Consider the following 18556-nt stretch of genomic DNA (forward strand, 5'->3'; position numbering starts at 1 on the left):
ATCAAGGCGATATAGGAAGTTCTTGTTCCCGAACATCCATATTTACAACTGCTACAAATTTTCCATTAGGTTTGACATTTATCGTAGCAGGAATAGACCATTGCATACTTTGACCACTCAGCACATAACCCATGAGTCCTTTTTGGATGGGTGTTTTTTGCCCCTGCGCATCAACATAGGCAAACTGGCTAAAACGTTTATAGTGCGGAGACAGGTTAGTAACCGTTAATTTGTTCGCATTGTATTTAAATGTCATGCCATTGAGCGAGGTTACACCTTGTTGAATGACATCAGTGCTTGAGGCCTTAAAAAATACAGGAATTGAATATTTCAGCAACAACTGAAGACCACTTTGCTTTTCTGCTTGAGGGTTCGGTAGCTCATCAACAATCAAACGATAAGCTTGCTCAGATGAGTTATTGCTTGCATTACTACGAATAAGACGAACCAACTGTCTTTGGCCTGCGGGAATCGTCAATACCATTGGGCTTGCGATCAGATCTTTAGACGGGGTTAAAATATCTTGATTATTGGTTTGCGTCCAAGCATTTACTCGAACTTGACCTTGGATGGCTTCATCCCCAGTATTGGTTAACCAAAGTTCTTTGACTTTTTCTTGAGGCGAAAATTCCAATAAAATAGGCGCAACCTGCAAACTTGCAGCATGCGCCTGTATCATAAAAATACTCGTTGCCAATATACCTAAGCTACACTTACGCAGTACATTTGACCAACGCGACGTATTTTTCATGCCGATACCCTTTTCGTGAAGAATATCCTTACGATAGCAAAAATTAATACGTTACTGTAGCGGTAACCGTGTCGATATATTTACCTGCTCGAACATTTGTTGAACCAGATACTTTTGCAACAACAGGAATAGCCTGTACGCTACCTGAACCTACACCTGAGTATAGATTACTATTATTATCCCACTGGCTTTTGTCACTCGCATTTTGGAATAACTGATATGCGATGCTAGATGAAGTATCTGTCTCATGTGTCATTTTCCCACTGCCTGCTAAACCCACTTTATATGGTGTTTGGCTTGTACAAGTAACATTTAATGTTCCTGTTTTATCATTTGCAGCCACAGCACTGTTTACACTACCAAAATCAATATCAGTGGCATTGATTGCACAAGTAGAAAGCACTTCAATTTTCACTTTAAAGTCAGCAGTTGCTGTTTTTGAAGTGGTAGCCGCATTTGCCTGTCCAGCTAAAACTAAACCAGCAGAAGCCAATAATGCAGTAGTAAGAAAATTTTTCATATAACGACCTAAAACTATTAAATTAGATAATCAAAAAGCAATCGCCATGAATAACATTGCTTTTTATAGATACTTTTTTATATAGAGGTTCACACATATAAAAAGTAAGCGTGAAATCTATCACATTTTTTAAAATTTTCAATAATTTTTTTTATTTTTTGGTATTTTTTGTTATTTTCATCATTTTTATTTATCTAATAGTGAGACCATACGCATAGTGGAAGATTATAGATTTTGGAGCACAATTTTGTTCTAAAATCCCATAAACGAGTGAGGTAATCGCTTAAAAATTAAAAATAAATGATGATATGTAGAATAGAAAATTCAGCATCATACTGCGTTTTAAAACTCGATAAACATGATTGCTATCAATAATCCATTGCCCTTCTAAACCAACCATTCGTCGTAGATTCAAGCTAATTTAATCAGGACAAAAAGCGGATAAGGGAACACGGCTCTTCATGTGTTATTCAGTTCATCTACATACTGAAGAAGTGATGTAGACATTGAACGATCTTCAGGACGACTGAATGTGATTTAAAACGAAAAAACACCGAATACATTTCATCTCATATCATCTTCGTTTCAGGATGATCCAATACTTTGTTTTTCTAACCATACCTGCAATCCAGACCAACTTTTAAAATCATCCACCGCACGTACAATACAATGTGGATTCCGCTCCAAGAGCATTTTACTTAAGGCGTTGCCTGGCCCAATTTCTAAGACTACATCAGGCTGATTTTCTTGTATTGCACTTAAACAAGCATCCCAATCAATCGCGTGATTCATTTGCTGAATTAGCACACTCACGGCATCTGTGGTCTTAAAAAACTTATGCCCACCCGAACCGCTAATCATGGCCGTGCACAAACCAGCAAAGTCTTGTTGTTGTAAAACCTGCCGATACGGCTGAACCGCAGCATCCATGCATGCCGTATGCGATGCAACGGTGACATTCAAGCGTTTAACAAAACGTGTTCCTCGCAATTCGAGTTGCCGGGTCAATTGCTGTAAATTGGCATCAGCCCCACCCACGACAAAACTACTATCACTGAGCTTAATGGAAAGTGCGGTTGACGTTTCAGTCAACAACGCTTCAAGTGTATTGAGATTGATGCCCTGAACAGCCATTAAGCCACATGCATGCTGAGAGGCTGAAGACATTAACGAGGCACGCTGCTGGGCTAAATATAGTCCTTGCTCCAAACCTATCTGCGTTGCACAAATGAGCGCACTTAACTCTCCGAGTGAATAACCTGAGAAACTCATAAGGTCTTCAATCTCAGGTCTTAACTTTTGCCAACGACACCATTGCAAAGCAAAAATAAAAGGCTGCGCAAATTCATTCACATACAAATCTGCTTCGGTTAAATCGGAACAAAATAGTCGCGGCAAATATTGCTTTAAACTCTCTGATACATGAAGCTCATCTGCCAAAGTGAGTAGCTCTTGCACATGCCCTAAGCTTTGGAGTCCTTGCCCACTAAATATGATTGCGAAATTCATGTTCCACCTTCAGCATGAATAAAGTTACCCCCAACAAGTCGGCACTGCCCCCCGGACTTAAACGATGCTGAACGAAATAATCTTCCACTTTAGCTACGTCTTGCACCCAAGTGTGCTGTAGCACACCGCCACGAGCCAAAAACTGCTTGGCTAGATCCTGCACAATATATAAGGCTGATAAACCACCACGCCAAACAATATTGGTGTCTTGTACATAGGCCATCAGACTGAATAAAGTCTGAATTGTAGCCTGCTGTGCATTGGCCGTTCTGGCATAAATCTCGATATACGTTGGCAAGGCAACATCCATCACCGTTTTAAAACCTGAAGCCACCTCTTCAATCGCCCCTGTGATGCCATATTGACTACGCATACGTTGTCCGTGGCTGTTGGGATTACGCTCTAAATGATGTAACAGTTCATCCTGCCAAGTACTTTGAATTTTGTGACTGATTGAGCCTGCATTCAAGGGACTATCAGCTGCTAGACATTGTCCTACTGCAGCACTGGCAAAACCTAAATTAAAAATCGCCCCTTTATGGGTATTGATCTGCTGAGTTGCAGTCATCATTTTTTGTTCAGCTAAAATGCCACATTGTCGAATCTCGTCAAAATCGACATCGCGATAACCGTTCAAACATTGCGCCTGAAAATAGCCCTGTAAAGCATCTACACTACATTGGAATAAGCTAAAGTCCATGTCACGATGACTGCCCTGCGAACTTGGACAAACCAAACCGGGCTTATGTTCTAAACTGGCTTCATCCAATAGCGCCATACATGCCAAACGGTCTAATCTTTCAGCAGTCCTGATAATGCTTGGGCATAAAACTTCATGTGGTTGTAGTAGTTGCATATTCAAGCTTCCCTTCGAATAATTGTTCTAATCTCAGCATCTCGACACGCTGAATTCCTTTGACGATCACTTGCTGGTTCATTTCAGGAAAAACCGCAATTAACTCATTAAATGACACATGCCAGTCTGGATGGATTTGAATCTCTCCATCCAAGCGGATAGAACTCTGGGCTTGAGCCTGTTGAAGCAGATTTAGAATCTCTGAAGTGTGTGTTAAATCTTTTGGATATAACACCAAATCCAAGTCTGATGTTGAACGTACATAAGCTTCTTTAGTGAGATATTCATAGGCATAGGAGCCATAGACATATACTTTGCAGCCCAATTGTTCTAAGTTGCCTGCAAAACTACTCAACTGTTTACGCTGTAGAATCTGCGAGTCCGCTTTTAACAAAGCCTGTAAAGAAAGCGGACGAGTGATCTGCTCGATCTCGTGTTTCTCGACTAAGCACGCCACCCGATATTTATAGCCTTCAACCAAGCAATTGATCGCCAGCTTCACTTGTCCCGCATCCATATCGTCCTGCCGACAAACGGTCATTGGAATATGTTGGCTCAACAGCTGATACACCTTTTGTTTCACTGTTTCAGGTAAAGAAACATCTAAAAAATGTAGGTGTGCTGAATCACAAAGATAAGCTAAGTCATGACGATCCATATCTGCTTCCTTAACTGTGGACAACTTTCTCAATAATGGTATTACACAACACACGCCCTTGACGCTGCTGCCCCACCACACGGCGTTGATCTGTCCGATAAGCTTCGAGATGTTGTTGTTGATTTAACAGCGCTTGGCTAACCCAATCGGTCTCCAAATCTGGCCAAATGGCATTGATTGCACCCATTTTGTAAAAATTTTCTGCCCCTGGAGCAAAAATAGCTGAGCTTTGTGACAACTCTTTTAACTTTTCGACTGGAATTTTAGTGACCCGTGCCATCGCGTTTAAGTCCATAACTTTGACTTGCGAATCACTGAGTGCATAAACTTCGTTTGCCATGAGGCCATAGGACAAGAATCCACCACTGACAGCTTGACCAAAAATAATCGTGAGGTTGGCATGTCCACTTCTGCGCAGTAGGTCAACACAAGATGCCAAATGCGCGAAGGTACGGTTTAAGCACAGTAACTCATCAGCACGGGAAAGATCTTGACCTTGCGTATCCACAATAAAGACCACGGGAGTTTTATTGCCTTGTTGTACCAATTTCAAAATTTCTGAGGATAATTGAATGGCTATGTCTTGATTAATAGGTGCTGCATTGACTGTGCCAAGAATCCGCACTGGGCCTGCATCCGTTTGCGCATTGCCCTTAATCACATAACCTTCGATCTGATAATCCAGTTGACGCGGAAACAACTGTTGTAAAAGTAATTCTGTATTCATGAGCTCATCCTTGCTTTAACAACACAACTTCATGGGCAGACAACATCGGAATTTTTTCTGGCTGTGTAATGCCCATATCATGCCAAATCTGTAAACCATCATTTTTACCAAACCAGCGTTGGTATTGTTGCTCAAGCTGTTGCTGCTGTTGCAATAATTGTTCTAAGTCTAAAGAAGCGACCTTAGCATCTAGCTGCGTTAAAATCGCATCACGAATATCTGCGACATCATCCTCAACCAAAGCCTGTACATGGTTCAGTAAGTAACGATGTTTACCGCCTGTAACGCGCCAAACCAAAGCACGATCTTTCGAATCAAACTCTTCTACGCCTTTCACTGTTTCAATCACTTCTGGACCAGACAGTGCCAAACGCCCTTCTTCCGTCATGACGATGGCACTGCTTAAACACGCACTGATGCCCATACCACCAAAAGCGCCACAGGTTCCACCAATCACCGTAATAATGGGAATGCCTGCATTTCGTACCTGCAACATCGCACGCATAATTTCGGAAATAGCAATCAGACCTGCATTGGCTTCATGCAGGCGCACGCCACCTGAGTCGACAAAAAACAGTACCGCTTGCGCTTGATCTTGAATGGCTTTATGCAAAAGACCGACAATTTTCGCCCCGTGGATTTCACCCACAGCTCCACCCATGAATTGCCCTTCTTGAGCCATGATATGTACAGGTGTTCCGTTTACACGTGCCGTACCAATAATCACGCCATCATCAAAACTACCCGGAATATCCAAAGCAGACAGGTGTGGGCTAACTTCAATTTCAGCAGGCTTTAATATTTCATTAAAACTCTGAGCATCGACGAGCGCTTGAATCCGCGCACGTGCGGTTTTTTCATAAAAACTGTTTTTGAGCATCACTTGATCCATGTTCTATACTCCCTTAAACATAGATATTGCTTGGCTTAAGCGTAGGTTCACCACTGCTGGGGTTGCGCCCATATCATTTAACTGAAATTTAAGCCCTGCTACTGCATGACGTTGTGCAAACTCATTCAGCACAGACTTCCAAACATGTTGAAAACCGACGGCTGATGTCGTGACTTCAATCTGACAAATATCCGCCTGATCATGCTGTGAAACCAAGACTTCTAAATTTCCAGAACCGACCACACCACAAATGACCGCCGCTTGTTCAGCGCTCAGTGGCGCTGATTGCAATTCAAATTTTAACTTTTCCATGTCGATCACCAGTTTCTAAAGCGACTTGGGGGGCTATATAAACCACCCGACCATTTAACTAAATCTTTCACCGATTTTGCCGCCAACAAATCACGACTGACCTGTGTTGGATCAATGCCTAAATCTTCTGGGCGTTGAATAATGCCGCGCTGGCGTAACTCGTCCACTTTGGTCTCATCACGCTGCATCCCCACTGGGGTATAACCAGCCACACCACGGATGGCTTGTTCTCGTTCTTCAGGTGTGCGACATAACAGCAAGTTAGCAATACCTTCTTCCGTCACAATATGGGTTACGTCTTCACCATAAATCATGATGGGCGGAAGTTCGCTCTCCATTTTGTCCTGCAACTGCCACGCATCTAACTCTTCAACAAAGACAGGATGCATATGTTCACGGTATGTTTCGACCAACTGCACCACCAACTTACGCCCCTTAATCAGTTTGCCATCAACCGCTTCACGCCCTGCTTTGGTATAAGCATAACTAGCATGACGGCGTCCATGCGGGTCAGAGCCCATATTCGGCGCGCCACCAAAACCAGAAATACGGTCTACGGTTGCAGTTGAACTGTTACCCTGTAAGTCAATTTGCAAGGTTGAACCAATAAAAAGATCACAGGCATATAAACCCGCAGTTTGACTAAAGGCACGATTGGAACGCATGCTGCCGTCACTGCCAGTAAAGAACACATCTGGACGCTCTTTAATATAGTCTTCCATCCCCACTTCAGAACCGAAGCTATGGATCGAATCGACAAATCCACTTTCAATCGCAGGAATTAAAGTCGGATGCGGATTCAAAGCCCAATTGGTACAAATCTGTCCCTTTAGTCCTAAGGATGCCCCATACGTAGGCAGTAACAATTCAATTGCCGCGGTATCAAAGCCGATACCATGGTTTAAACGTTGAATTTGATATGGTGCATAAATGCCTTTAATCACCATCATCGCCATTAAAATTTGTACTTCGGTAATTTGTGCAGGATCACGGGTAAACAATGGTTCTATATAGTTGTGCTTGGGACTTTCGATATAAAAATCGACCCAATCCGCAGGTACATCGACACGCGGTAACTTATCGACAATTTCATTGACCTGCACAATCACAATCCCGCTTTTAAATGCAGTCGCTTCAATAATTGCAGGCGTATCTTCGGTATTCGCACCTGTATAAAGATTGCCCTCTCGGTCGGCCGCATGTGCCGTAATCAGGCAGACATTTGGCGTCAAATCAATAAAGTAACGCCCATACAGCTCTAGGTAGGTATGGATCGAACCAATACTGATTTTTTGCTGCTGAACCAATTGTGCTAGACGTAAACTTTGTGGGCCTGCAAAGGAAAAATCGACCTTAGAAGCAATACCTTTTTCAAAGACATCAATATGACTGGGTAAAGCCAATACCGACTGTACGATATGTAAGTCATGAACCACCTCTGGATTACACTGGCTTAAACTCTTTGACAGAAAATCGGCCTGCTTTTGGTTATTACCTTCCAAACAAACGCGATCACCACTGGAAATCACCGTTTCCAAAAGTTCAATCACCCGAGCATGCTCAACTTGTTTTGCAAAGCCTTTTTCTTTGGCAAGATTCAGTTTTTCTAGTCTGCGGGTACGCTGCTTATCCCATAAGCGCGTCTTAACCATTTGGTTCATGGGGTCACCTTTATGCTGTGCTTAGCCGAAGATGGCATTGATTGTGAGAAAAAATACAGAGGGCCCAAGTAAACAACCAAGACCGGTATAGAAGGTTGCGACCAATGCACCATAGGGCACTAAACGCACATCCGTTCCTGCTAAACCTGCTGCTGTGCCACTGGTCGTTCCTGCCATTCCACCAAAAACCATGGCAGAACGTGGACTTTTCAGATACATAAATTTTGCGAATAACGGTGTACCCACCATGAAAAACACCGCTTTAATCAGACCAATTGCAATTGATAATGCAATCACTTCTGAGCTTGCACCGATGGCTGAACCCGTTACTGGGCCAACGATATAGGTCATCGCACCTGCGCCAATCGTGGTCATCGAAATAGGATCTTTATAGCCCATCAACCACGCCACCATTGCACCGATCAAAAATGGAATCACGCAACCAAGTGCAAGCGCGATCAGACCCACCTTTCCTGCTTTTTTCACTTCTTTGACATCGACTTCAAACGCCGTTGATGCAATGGCCAAGTCACGAATCATGGCACCACCGAGTAAAGCAAAACCTGAGAAAATGGCGATATCTGAAATGCCCTTTTCACCTTGAGTATAAATCCCTGCAAAATAAGCCAAGACCAGCCCCAGAGTGATGGCGATGGCTGAGCTTTGTAACTTGCCTTTGGTTAGATATTTCGACAAAAGATGCGACACATACATCATTAAACCAGTCACTGCGAGCGCCGCGACGAGGGCATTTTTGGTAAAAACCGTAATTATTTCTTCCATTGCGTTTCTTCCTTGTAACCGTACAACTGATTGTTCTTTCGTGTTATGACAACACCCTTGTCCTTAAGCGGCTTTTTCAGTTGGCTCTACAGCCCATTCATAGCTGTCATAGTCGCCACTGGATTTATTCAACCAACGAATCACCAAGACAGTGCCAATTAAAGACGCAACTGAAACTATCAAACCCAACATCCCACCCGACATAGCCGCAACTACGTTTTGGCCTGCCGACATGGCAACCACAATCGGGATATACATACCTGACCAGTACAACACACCAAATTGAGTCACTTGAGGTAAGTGCCCACGTTTGGCTAATAGCTCCTTCGATAGAATTAATAAAATCATGGCGATGGCCACACCACCTACATTGGCTTGTACACCAAGTGCAATCCCAAGGGCATTGCCTAGATAAACACCAAGTAAATGGCAGACTGCCAATATGGCTGTTCCGTAAATAATCATTGCTGAATCCTCCCTGGATCATGCAGCGCTTCTAATAATCTGACTTATAATTTGCTATAGTTATAGCTTATCTGTATCCAGCGTACAATGTTTTGTACTCAAATAAACATAAATTGTATACAATTTTTGGTGATGTATGACTTCAATTGCGGAACTTCCTCTTTCTATTCAAATTAGTAAAAAGTTAGAGGATGATATTATTTATGGCTTTTTCCTGCCTGGGACGAAGCTGGATGAACAAGAACTTTGCGAACGCTATGGTGCTTCACGTACCCCGATTCGTGAGGCATTAAAGCTATTGGCCGCTGAAGGCTTGGTTGAAATTCGCCCACGTCGTGGCGCAATTATTCCAGCCATTAATTCACTCACCCTTTGTGAAATGTTCGAGGTGATGGCTGAATTAGAAGCCATGTGTGGACGACTGGCAGCACGGCGCATTCAACCTGAAGAAAAGCAAGAATTACAACGCCTGCATCAGTTATGTCAGGACTATTTAAATCAGAACGACTCAGAAAATTATTATGAGGCCAACCGTTTATTTCACTTTGCCATTTATCAAGCCAGTCATAATGCCTTTTTAATTGAACAAGCCTGTACTTTACATAAACGTTTGCACCCATACCGCCGCCTACAACTCCGCGTCAACCATCGAATGAATCATTCATTTTCAGAGCATAGCGCAATTTTAGAGGCTATTTTTGCAGGTCACGAACAAGAAGCCGAGGCTTTGCTGAAAGCACATGTGGTAATTCAAGGTGAGAAATTTACGGATTTTATTTCAACCTTAGAACATTTAAATACTTAATTAAGCAACCATACCCTTAAGCCACATGGAATTACTTCATATAGAAAAAGAGGCCTGAAACAGACCTCTTTTATCTCCAAGTTTAAGCGTTAAACGAAAACTCAACTATCCGTATCACGAGGCTTTATGAATTCGTTATCATTTAAAACTTGCCCTGTATGCTGTGGCTTAATCAACGGTGCAGTAGGACGAGGGTTACGCTGAGTGTACTGTATCCCAATACCTGCATTAACATCATCAGCCGCTACCTCCGTTTCAAAACGCTGACTATCTAAAGCACGAATATCATCACTCACTTGCTGTATTTCTTCTGGACTAACACCCAGTTGCTGCAAGGCAGTTTGACCTAGAACCAATGCGGATTCAAAGGTTTCCCGTACCATCAAACTGACATTTTTCTTCGACAGATACAACGCATGTTCACGGTCATAACAACGTACAATCAGTTTGGCTAAAGGAAACTCAGCATTGACTAGTTCTACAATTTTATTAATGGTTTCTTTGTGATCAACACAAACCAAAATGGCTTCGGCTGTATCTGCACCAGATGCATGTAAAATATCTAAACGACATCCATCGCCATAATAGACATCAAAACCAAATTTTTCTGCGTTTTGGATCATGTTGACATCGTTATCAATAATGGTCACATCCACGCTACGAGCCAATAACAACTGACTGGCCACCTGACCGAAACGACCGAAACCAATCATTAGTACTTTGCCTGTTAAGCCGTCAGCAACTCGCACCTGATCTAATGAATGCTCATCCGTTGCAATAGTAAAGCGTTTAAATATCACCCCAATAATTGGAGTCAACACCATGGATAGCACGACAATTGCAGTTAAATTTGACTTAATGGTGTTATCAATAATTTGAGCGGTCGTTGCGGCACTAAAGAGCACAAATGCAAACTCACCGCCCTGTGCCATGAGTAAAGCTCTATCCAAGGCTTCAATATGATTACTCTTGGTTAAACGTGCCACCACATAGATCATGAGTGCTTTAGTCAACATCAGCGCAATCACACCACTGAGGATGAGTTGCCAATTTGCTTTGACCACAGACAAGTCTAAAGACATGCCTACCCCTAAAAAGAATAGCCCCAAAAGTAGACTTCGGAACGGTTCAATATCCGCTTCAATTTGATGGCGGAAAGTTGATTCGGAGAGCAAAACGCCTGCTAAAAATGCTCCTAGCGCCATGGATAAACCACTGAGTTGCATCAGCAACGCGGCACCTAAAACCACCAAAAGTGCAGCGGCAGTCATGACTTCACGTGCTTTCGCTGCTGCTAAAACTCTAAATAAAGGATTGAGTAGCCAATGCCCAGCAACAATTAAGCCAGCAATTGCCAGTAGCCCTATGCCAATCCCTTGTAAATCAATTGATGAACTTTCAGTCGCATGATTGGGGGACATAAATGCGACCAAGGCTAATAATGGAACAATCAATAGATCTTCAAACAGCAGTATTGCAACGATCTTTTGCCCCCGCCGTTGATGTAATTCGCCTCGATCATTGAGCAATTGCATCACGATGGCAGTCGAGGTCAAAACAAAACCCGCAGCAGCAATGAAAGCTATTTTCCAACTAAAACCAAACAGCATGCCCATGCCTGTCAACGCAGCCACCGCGATCAAGATTTGCAAACTGCCCAATCCAAAAATTTCTTTCCTCAAACTCCACAGATGTGAAGGCTGCATCTCCAATCCAATGATAAAGAGGTACATCACGATGCCCAGCTCAGCGATATGTAAAATGGCTGTAGGATTATTAAAAAAAGCAAAACCAAATGGCCCGATAATCAGCCCTGCAATTAAATAACCTAAAATAGAGCCTAGACCAATACGTTTAAAAAGGGGAACGGCAATCACCGCAGCACTTAACAGTACGACAGGACCCACCAATCCTAATGAATCAACTTCTGCACTCATGTTTTTCTCATCTTTATTTTTTGCTAATCCATACTAACTTTACTATTTTTTAATTTTACTCAATAAAATTTATTTAAAATGGACTGACCTGTAGTTGATGACTTTTGCTCGAATCACAACTTAATTTTCACAACTTGGCAACTAGCGGACTAAACGAATTATGCTCATAAATGATGCTATACTGAGAACTATATACAGCATTGTCGTTTTACATCAAGGCTTTGTTTCATCAAAAAGAAGAGCATTTTTGCTTCAATCGCAACATACTTCCATTGAAAACTCGTTCAAATTATCAATCTAATGCCAAAAATAATTTAGAAAAACTAAATAGTTGAGTGTCATAGCAAGCGTAAAATTGAGCTAAAAATATATTCAATGCTATGGCTACTGTTCCTTTTAAATTCCAAATTTAAGTAAAATAAAATCAATAAAACTCTTTAATTTAGGCGTCATTCTACGATCACGTGAATACAAAATATGTAATGAACCAATCACTGGCTCATACTCAGGTAATACCCGTATTAATTGCCCTCTTTCCAAATCATCCGCCACCAGCTCATAAGGTTGTAAAAGTAACCCCTGTCCCGCAATCGCAGCTGCACGTAAGGCTTCACCACTATTTGTCCAAAATCTGCCTGTAATTAAAACCGAACTTATCCCATTAGGCCCTTTAAATGACCATTCTGTGCGCAAAATAGAATGTGTAAAGACCAAACATTCATGGTTTTTTAAATCTTCTGGTATCGACAGTGGAGCACTAGACTGAATATATGCTGGAGAAGCACATAATACGAGTTGATAAGGAGCCAACCCCCGCACCAATAGCCCACAATCCTGCAATTCACCCGAACGAAAAATAATATCGTAACCTTCCTCAACTAAGTCGATTTTACGATTGCTAAGATTCAATTCAACAGAGACTTCAGGGTAGGTCTTTAAAAATTCGGTAATGGCGGGTGCCAAGGCATGATTCCCAAAAGTGACGGGTGCACTGATACGTAACTTGCCTCTAGGCGTTGAACGTGTCTCCGCTAAAAAAGCCTCTGCTTCTTGCATCTCAGCCAAAATATGCTTGGCTTTTTCATAATAAATCCGTCCTGCATCAGTCAGACTTTGCTGGCGAGTTGTCCGATTCAACAACTTAATTTCTAAGCTTTGTTCAAGAAATCTTATGTGCTTTCCAGCCACTTGTGAAGACAGATCCAACTCAATTGCTGCGGCAGAAATAGAGCCTAGCTCCACAGCCTTAACAAACACTTGCATACAAGAGAATCTATCCATTTGAATCTTTTTATACCTAATGTTGATATTTTTAGATAATTTATCTCAAATTATTTCCTATGTATAGTGAGCACATCAACAATATTCAAATCAAGAGATACATCATGCAAAACCATCAACACACAGATACTCAAGCAGCCTCTAACCATAAACCAACAATTGTACTTGTACACGGTGCATTTGCAGACGGTTCAACATGGAATCAAGTTCTCAAACTTTTACACGCTGAAGGCTTCAATACTATCGCGGTACAAAACCCTTTAAGCTCCTTAGATGACGATGTAATCGCAGCTCAACGTGTATTAAATAGAGTTGAAGGTCCGGTCGTCCTTGTGGGGCATTCTTGGGGAGGCATGGTGATAACTGAAGCAGGACAACATGAGTCAGTAAAATCTTTGGTTTATGTCGCCGCTTTTGCACCCGCCGTTGGTGAGTCGATCGTCGACTTAGGACAAGGCCTTCCTACACCATCGGGCTTTGCTCATTTAGTCAGTGACCAAGACGGCTTTTTAACTTTGAGCCTTGAAGGTATTGAACAACATCTTGCACAAGATCTTAATGACTCTGTTCAAACCCAATTGATGTATGCAACACAAACCCCAATTCGGGCAAGAAACTTTGAAGAAAAAGTAAATGCTGCCGCGTGGAAAGTGAAACCATCCACTTATATCATTAGTGAAGATGACTATATGTTGCAACCTGAGCTACAAAAGAAAATGGCTGAAAGAATGTCAGCCAATATCACCACATTGAAGGCAAGTCATGTTCCACATTTGTCACAAGCAGCTGAAGTTGCAAAAGTAATTATTGAGGCAGCATCAAAAGTTTAACAGTTATATAAACGGATGATTAGAGCTTAAAATGTTTCATGCATTCAGCAGAATGCTGCATTTTAAGCCTCTAAAAGCGTTTCCACGATCTAGCCATAAAATTAAATCACAAACATGAAGATTTACGTTATTCAATCACAAGAGAAATGCCATACATCCTTTTACTCAAAATCTAAATGCGCCTTCACCAATTGATTAAACCCTAAAAGTGCTTTTTCAATTACAGCATCTTTAGAAATATGTTCTGGTAACTCAAAAACATTATGAATCATCAATGACGCGAGTCCGTGTGCAAAAGACCATGCGGCCAGTGCGGCAGAACGAACTTCTTTGGACTGAATATCTTTTTCAAGCACATCCGCTACACACTGCTCCACCACAGCATAAGCATTTTTTCGTGCCGTAGAAAGAGTAGGATTCATTTCACTATGTGCCAATTGAGAACCAAACATTAACTGATACATGGCAGGATGTTCAAAAGCAAATAACATGTACTGCCGACTAATCACCTGCATCTTATTTTTCTTGTCTATCCCTTGCTGACATTGTCCCAAAACACTTTCTAGCTGAGCAAAGCCTTGTGCGGCAAGATGACTCAATAGTTCATCCTTATTGGCAAAGTGATGATAAACAGCCGTTGCACTCACACCCACTTGTTCAGAAATAGCCCGAATAGACAACTTATCTGGTCCGACTTCTTCAAGCATTTTCTTCGCTTGATCAATGAGTTGGGGTTCAAGATTACCAACATGGTAATTTTTTCTTTTGACGGATTTGTTCATAAAGTGCTGAGTAAAAATCAATATTCTTCTGCCATTTATCCTAGCATAAATTTAAATGCACCATTTAAATTAATCTTTACACTGTAAAGATTAAGGTTTAGAGTATTTTTTAAACATCTTAAGGACAGAGTGATGAATCAAAATTATGAGTGCTTTCAACTGAGTATTCAGGCTCAGATTGCGCATATACAACTTTCCCGCCCTGAAAAAGCAAATAGCTTAAATTTGTCTTTCTGGCGTGAATTTCCTCAAGTGATTCAACAATTGCATAAATCTGGACAGATCCGAGCGTTGATTATCTCGGCTCAAGGTAAAGTATTTTGTGGAGGTCTTGATCTGAGCATGTTTAGTAATCAGGCCGAATTTCATGCACAAAATGCTGTAGCACGTGAAAGCATCATGCAAAGCTTAGCTCTGATGCAAGACGCATTGACTTGCCTTGAAAAAGTTAGATTCCCTGTAATTGCAGCAGTACATGGTAGTTGTGTCGGAGCAGGTTTTGATTTGATTGCAGCATGTGATTTTTGTTTTGTGACTCCACAGGCCAAGTTTCGTATTGAAGAAACCAATATTGGGATGATGGCGGATATTGGCGTATTACAACGCATACCCCATCAAATTCCCTTCAATCTTGCCCGCTATCTTGCTTTCACGGGAGACACATTGCTCGCTGAAGATGCGTACCGTCTCGGACTAGCGGTTAAAATTTTAGAAACACCAGAAGCACTATTGGAACATTCTTTTAGCATTGCAAAAAATATTGCTGTAAAGCCACCTGTAGCCATGCAAGGCATTAAACGCAGTCTACTCTATAGTCGAGACCATAGTGTGGCTCAAGCCCTAGACCATACTGTGATGTTGCAATCAGCTATTTTAAATGGACAAGATATTTTAACCATGGTGCAAAGCCGTATGTCTGAAGCATCACCGCAATTTGAAAACTTACACCCGATTCAATTCGCTGAAACTCAATAAAGCGCTAGAAAAAATCAACCCTTTCTAATTTTTTTTAATCAAATCTTACCAGTGTTAAGATTGGAGTTTAAAATGCAAAACTATGATGTCGTAGTTATTGGCTCTGGCAACGCAGGCTTAACTGCAGCCGTCACAGCACAAAAGGCAGGCAAAAAAACCTTACTGGTCGAACGTCATAACATACCCGGTGGCTGTGCCACCTCTTTTGTCCGTGGTGATTTTGAATTTGAAGTGGCATTGCATCAACTAAGTGGTTTAGGCACAGAAGAGCGCCCATTTATCATGCGACAGTTATTCGATCAACTCGGTGTGATGGATAAAGTCGAATTTGTACAAGAGCATGAACTTTATCGACTCGCTGTTCCCAATCAGGTCGATATCACCTTACCCGCAAGCTGGTCAGGGGTTCGTAAGTTGCTACAAGCACAGTATCCTGCTGAGGCCGATCAACTTGAAAAATTTATGTTGGCCTGTGAAAAAGTCACTTTAGAAGGTTTTACAACCCTACCTAAAGCACAAAAAAGCAATTATCCACTGCTCGTTGATCAACTCTGTCCATACTTTAAACGCTATGGTCTACGTTCTGCCCACGATGTATTGCATGAGTTTTTCACCGATGAAACCTTAATCAGTATTTTGGCGACCTATTGGTTTTATTCAGGTATTCCACCCAAAAATCTCTTATTTAGTGATCTCGCCAATATGTTATATGCCTATGCGGTGTTTAAGCCATGGCATATCAAAGGAGGATCACAAGCCATGTCCAATGCGCTGTTGGAATCGTTCTTAGAGTCAGGCGGTGAAGCACAATTCAACTGTGGTGTGGAAAAGATCATCACTCAGGATCATGCCGTCACTGGGGTTAGGCTTGAAGATGGGCGCTTGATCAACTGTAAAGCTGTGATTTCCAATGCTAGTCCTTTACTCACATTTAATGAATTATTAGACGATCCCCTCCCTACAAAAATTCAGCAAGACTTCAAATCTCGACGTATGGGAACATCTGCCTTTGTCATTTATTTGGGTCTAGATTGCACCCCAGCACACTTAAAGATCAATGCAGCATCAACCTTTATTTCCTCGACCATGGACTGGGAAAAAACCCATGACAATATGGAAAGTTTTGATAGCCCTATTTCAGGAATGTTGACCTGCTACAACTACGATGATCCACAAGCTGCTCCAGAAGGCAAAAGTCAGGTGGTGTTGGTGTGCTTGCAATATGCTGATGTCTGGAAAAATGTGAAAGCCGAAGACTATGCCAAAACCAAATATCGTTTTGCGGATGAATTAATTGATCTGATTGAACAGGTCTATCCGAACCTACGTCAACACATTCAGGAAGTTGAAGTCGCGACACCACTCACCATGATGCGCTATTTGAATACTCCAGGCGGTGCAATTTACGGCTATAAGCAAACACGCGAAGACACCAGTTTTATCCGAGACCGATTGAACCATTTACAAGGGCTTTATTTTGCCAGTGCGTGGACCACGATGGGCGGATTCCAACCGACTTATGCTGCAGGAGTATCTGCAGCCAAAGCCGTGGTGCGTCAACTCGACAAAATGGCACAACAGGAGCTAAGCAATGTCTGATCTACATATTTTAAATGCAGTCACAGGCTATCAGGAAATTATTCAAGCCAAATCTGAACTAGAACAAAATGGTACAGACTTTTCTGAATATAAAGGCCAAGTGCAACGGATAATGCACTCGCTGCATCCCAAGCGTATTGATTTGATTGTTCAGGCGATTATTGAAGAAACGCCAACGACTAAAACCATCCGCCTAGCCTCTCAGCATGGTGAAACCTTGCCAGCATTTCAAGCAGGTCAATACATCAATCTATTTGTCACTGTGGCAGGTACTTACACAGCTCGTCCCTATGCAATTGCATCTTCGCCAACCCAAGCAGACTACTATGATCTCACCATCAAAAAAGCAGATGCGGGCTTTGTTTCACACTATTTGGTCGATCAACTATCGGTAGGACAAACCTTGCAAAGTAGTGGTCCAATGGGGAACTTTCACCACAATCCGCTGTTTCATGGTGATGATCTGGTGTTTTTGGCAGGTGGCTCTGGTAGTGTGCCAGCGCGCAGTATGCTTTTAAATCTACTTGAACAAAATCTTCAACAGCGATTCCACCTGATTTATGTCAATAGCTTTGAAGATGATGTGATTTATGCCGAAGAGCTCAGAGCACTGGCCAAACAGTATGCTCATTTCACTTTAACCGAATATATCACTCGTCCGACAGCAGACTATCAAGGTCAAACAGGACGATTAAGTGCAGAGCGCTTGAGCGAATTATTAGGTACAGAGCCGAAACAAAAGATGTTCTACATCTGTGGCCCAACGCCATTTAACCAAAGTTGCCAACAACTTTTGGCTGAGTTAGAAGTTCCTGCTCGACGTATTCGAGTTGAAGCCAATGGCGCCCCCAAAGCCCCAAACACACAGTCAACTTGGACGTCGGACATTGCATTAAATCAAGAAGTGACAGTCACAGTAAGAGGCAAAGGACAGTTTACTACCACGGTTGGTGAGCCTTTACTGAACAGTCTAGAACGACATGGTTTCTTTGTCGAAAATGCCTGTCGCTCAGGCGAATGCAGTCTGTGTCGGATCAAACTGATTTCAGGTGAAGTCTTTAATCCCGACGAGGCGCACTTACGCCGCTCAGACCGCCAATTTGGCTGGATTTATAGCTGTGTTGCATTTCCACTCAGCGATATTGAAGTAATGCTTTAAATCATTCCGCTGAACTTTTTAAGAAAGTTCAGCTTTTTATTTTTCAATACATGC

The 18556-nt window shown here is 42.1% G+C and carries 19 protein-coding genes; 5 read left to right on the plus strand and 14 right to left on the minus strand.

Annotated elements, in window-relative coordinates:
* Position 1: 1 nt before the first annotated feature.
* The 11 genes from DPG01_RS00255 to madL all read right to left on the minus strand — a co-directional run bounded on the left by DPG01_RS00255 (position 2) and on the right by madL (position 9134).
* Positions 2–751 (minus strand): molecular chaperone, encoded by a 750-nt coding sequence (locus DPG01_RS00255; protein WP_110973806.1) that lies wholly within the window; start codon positions 749–751, stop codon positions 2–4.
* A gap of 43 nt (positions 752–794) precedes the next feature.
* Positions 795–1271: a spore coat U domain-containing protein gene (locus tag DPG01_RS00260; protein ID WP_110973807.1), complete on the minus strand. Its 477-nt coding sequence runs from the start codon at positions 1269–1271 to the stop codon at positions 795–797.
* A gap of 585 nt (positions 1272–1856) precedes the next feature.
* A complete protein-coding gene (locus tag DPG01_RS00265; protein WP_110973808.1) occupies positions 1857–2780 on the minus strand; it encodes an acyltransferase domain-containing protein in 924 nt (307 codons plus the stop codon).
* The gene (gene mdcB / locus DPG01_RS00270) at positions 2758–3636 is read right to left on the minus strand and encodes a triphosphoribosyl-dephospho-CoA synthase MdcB (RefSeq protein ID WP_110973809.1); all 879 of its coding nucleotides are present in this window, start codon (positions 3634–3636) and stop codon (positions 2758–2760) included. The genes DPG01_RS00265 and mdcB overlap by 23 nt, the downstream gene beginning before the upstream one ends.
* Complete coding sequence (gene mdcG / locus DPG01_RS00275) at positions 3614–4294, minus strand: malonate decarboxylase holo-[acyl-carrier-protein] synthase (RefSeq protein ID WP_110973810.1); 681 nt, start codon at positions 4292–4294, stop codon at positions 3614–3616. Before mdcG ends, mdcB begins: the two co-directional genes overlap by 23 nt.
* 10 nt (positions 4295–4304) lie before the next feature.
* Positions 4305–5021 carry a biotin-independent malonate decarboxylase subunit gamma gene (gene mdcE / locus DPG01_RS00280; RefSeq protein WP_110973811.1) on the minus strand — a complete coding sequence of 239 codons (717 nt, stop codon included), beginning with the start codon at positions 5019–5021 and terminating at the stop codon, positions 4305–4307.
* A gap of 4 nt (positions 5022–5025) precedes the next feature.
* Positions 5026–5913 carry a biotin-independent malonate decarboxylase subunit beta gene (locus tag DPG01_RS00285; RefSeq protein WP_110973812.1) on the minus strand — a complete coding sequence of 296 codons (888 nt, stop codon included), beginning with the start codon at positions 5911–5913 and terminating at the stop codon, positions 5026–5028.
* Positions 5914–5916: 3 nt separating this feature from the next.
* Positions 5917–6225 (minus strand): malonate decarboxylase acyl carrier protein, encoded by a 309-nt coding sequence (gene mdcC / locus DPG01_RS00290; protein ID WP_110973813.1) that lies wholly within the window; start codon positions 6223–6225, stop codon positions 5917–5919.
* Between the two features lie 5 nt (positions 6226–6230).
* Positions 6231–7886, minus strand: a complete 1656-nt coding sequence (gene mdcA, locus DPG01_RS00295; RefSeq protein ID WP_110973814.1) for a malonate decarboxylase subunit alpha — start codon at positions 7884–7886, stop codon at positions 6231–6233.
* A gap of 21 nt (positions 7887–7907) precedes the next feature.
* Positions 7908–8669, minus strand: a complete 762-nt coding sequence (gene madM / locus DPG01_RS00300) for a malonate transporter subunit MadM (protein WP_110973815.1) — start codon at positions 8667–8669, stop codon at positions 7908–7910.
* Between the two features lie 63 nt (positions 8670–8732).
* Positions 8733–9134, minus strand: a complete 402-nt coding sequence (gene madL, locus DPG01_RS00305) for a malonate transporter subunit MadL (RefSeq protein ID WP_110973816.1) — start codon at positions 9132–9134, stop codon at positions 8733–8735.
* 136 nt (positions 9135–9270) lie between these two features.
* Here madL and DPG01_RS00310 point away from each other — a divergent pair, with 136 nt between their 5' ends.
* On the plus strand, positions 9271–9939 hold the full coding sequence (locus tag DPG01_RS00310) for a GntR family transcriptional regulator (RefSeq protein ID WP_086208703.1): 669 nt from the start codon (positions 9271–9273) through the stop codon (positions 9937–9939).
* A gap of 101 nt (positions 9940–10040) precedes the next feature.
* On the opposite strand, the gene DPG01_RS00315 is transcribed toward DPG01_RS00310, so the two are convergent.
* Together DPG01_RS00315 and DPG01_RS00320 are read right to left on the minus strand one after the other, a co-directional pair.
* Positions 10041–11876, minus strand: coding sequence for a monovalent cation:proton antiporter-2 (CPA2) family protein (locus tag DPG01_RS00315; RefSeq protein WP_110973817.1), 1836 nt, complete (start codon positions 11874–11876; stop codon positions 10041–10043).
* Positions 11877–12272: 396 nt separating this feature from the next.
* Positions 12273–13139, minus strand: a complete 867-nt coding sequence (locus DPG01_RS00320; protein ID WP_228156946.1) for a LysR family transcriptional regulator — start codon at positions 13137–13139, stop codon at positions 12273–12275.
* Positions 13140–13261: 122 nt separating this feature from the next.
* Here DPG01_RS00320 and DPG01_RS00325 point away from each other — a divergent pair, with 122 nt between their 5' ends.
* Complete coding sequence (locus DPG01_RS00325) at positions 13262–13987, plus strand: alpha/beta fold hydrolase (RefSeq protein ID WP_213065986.1); 726 nt, start codon at positions 13262–13264, stop codon at positions 13985–13987.
* 161 nt (positions 13988–14148) lie between these two features.
* Here the strand turns inward: DPG01_RS00325 and DPG01_RS00330 are convergent, their stop codons facing one another.
* Positions 14149–14769: a TetR/AcrR family transcriptional regulator gene (locus DPG01_RS00330; RefSeq protein ID WP_086208707.1), complete on the minus strand. Its 621-nt coding sequence runs from the start codon at positions 14767–14769 to the stop codon at positions 14149–14151.
* 132 nt (positions 14770–14901) lie between these two features.
* Between DPG01_RS00330 and DPG01_RS00335 the strand changes: the two genes are divergently transcribed.
* From DPG01_RS00335 to DPG01_RS00345, 3 genes are all read left to right on the plus strand, one after another.
* The gene (locus DPG01_RS00335) at positions 14902–15744 is read left to right on the plus strand and encodes an enoyl-CoA hydratase-related protein (protein WP_110973820.1); all 843 of its coding nucleotides are present in this window, start codon (positions 14902–14904) and stop codon (positions 15742–15744) included.
* Positions 15745–15816: 72 nt separating this feature from the next.
* Positions 15817–17343, plus strand: coding sequence for a phytoene desaturase family protein (locus tag DPG01_RS00340; protein ID WP_110973821.1), 1527 nt, complete (start codon positions 15817–15819; stop codon positions 17341–17343).
* Positions 17336–18502 carry an FAD-binding oxidoreductase gene (locus DPG01_RS00345; RefSeq protein ID WP_110973822.1) on the plus strand — a complete coding sequence of 389 codons (1167 nt, stop codon included), beginning with the start codon at positions 17336–17338 and terminating at the stop codon, positions 18500–18502. The genes DPG01_RS00340 and DPG01_RS00345 overlap by 8 nt, the downstream gene beginning before the upstream one ends.
* Positions 18503–18556: the final 54 nt, after the last annotated feature.

This window comes from Acinetobacter sp. WCHAc060042, from assembly GCF_003231195.1.
Classification (GTDB): Bacteria; Pseudomonadota; Gammaproteobacteria; order Pseudomonadales; family Moraxellaceae; genus Acinetobacter.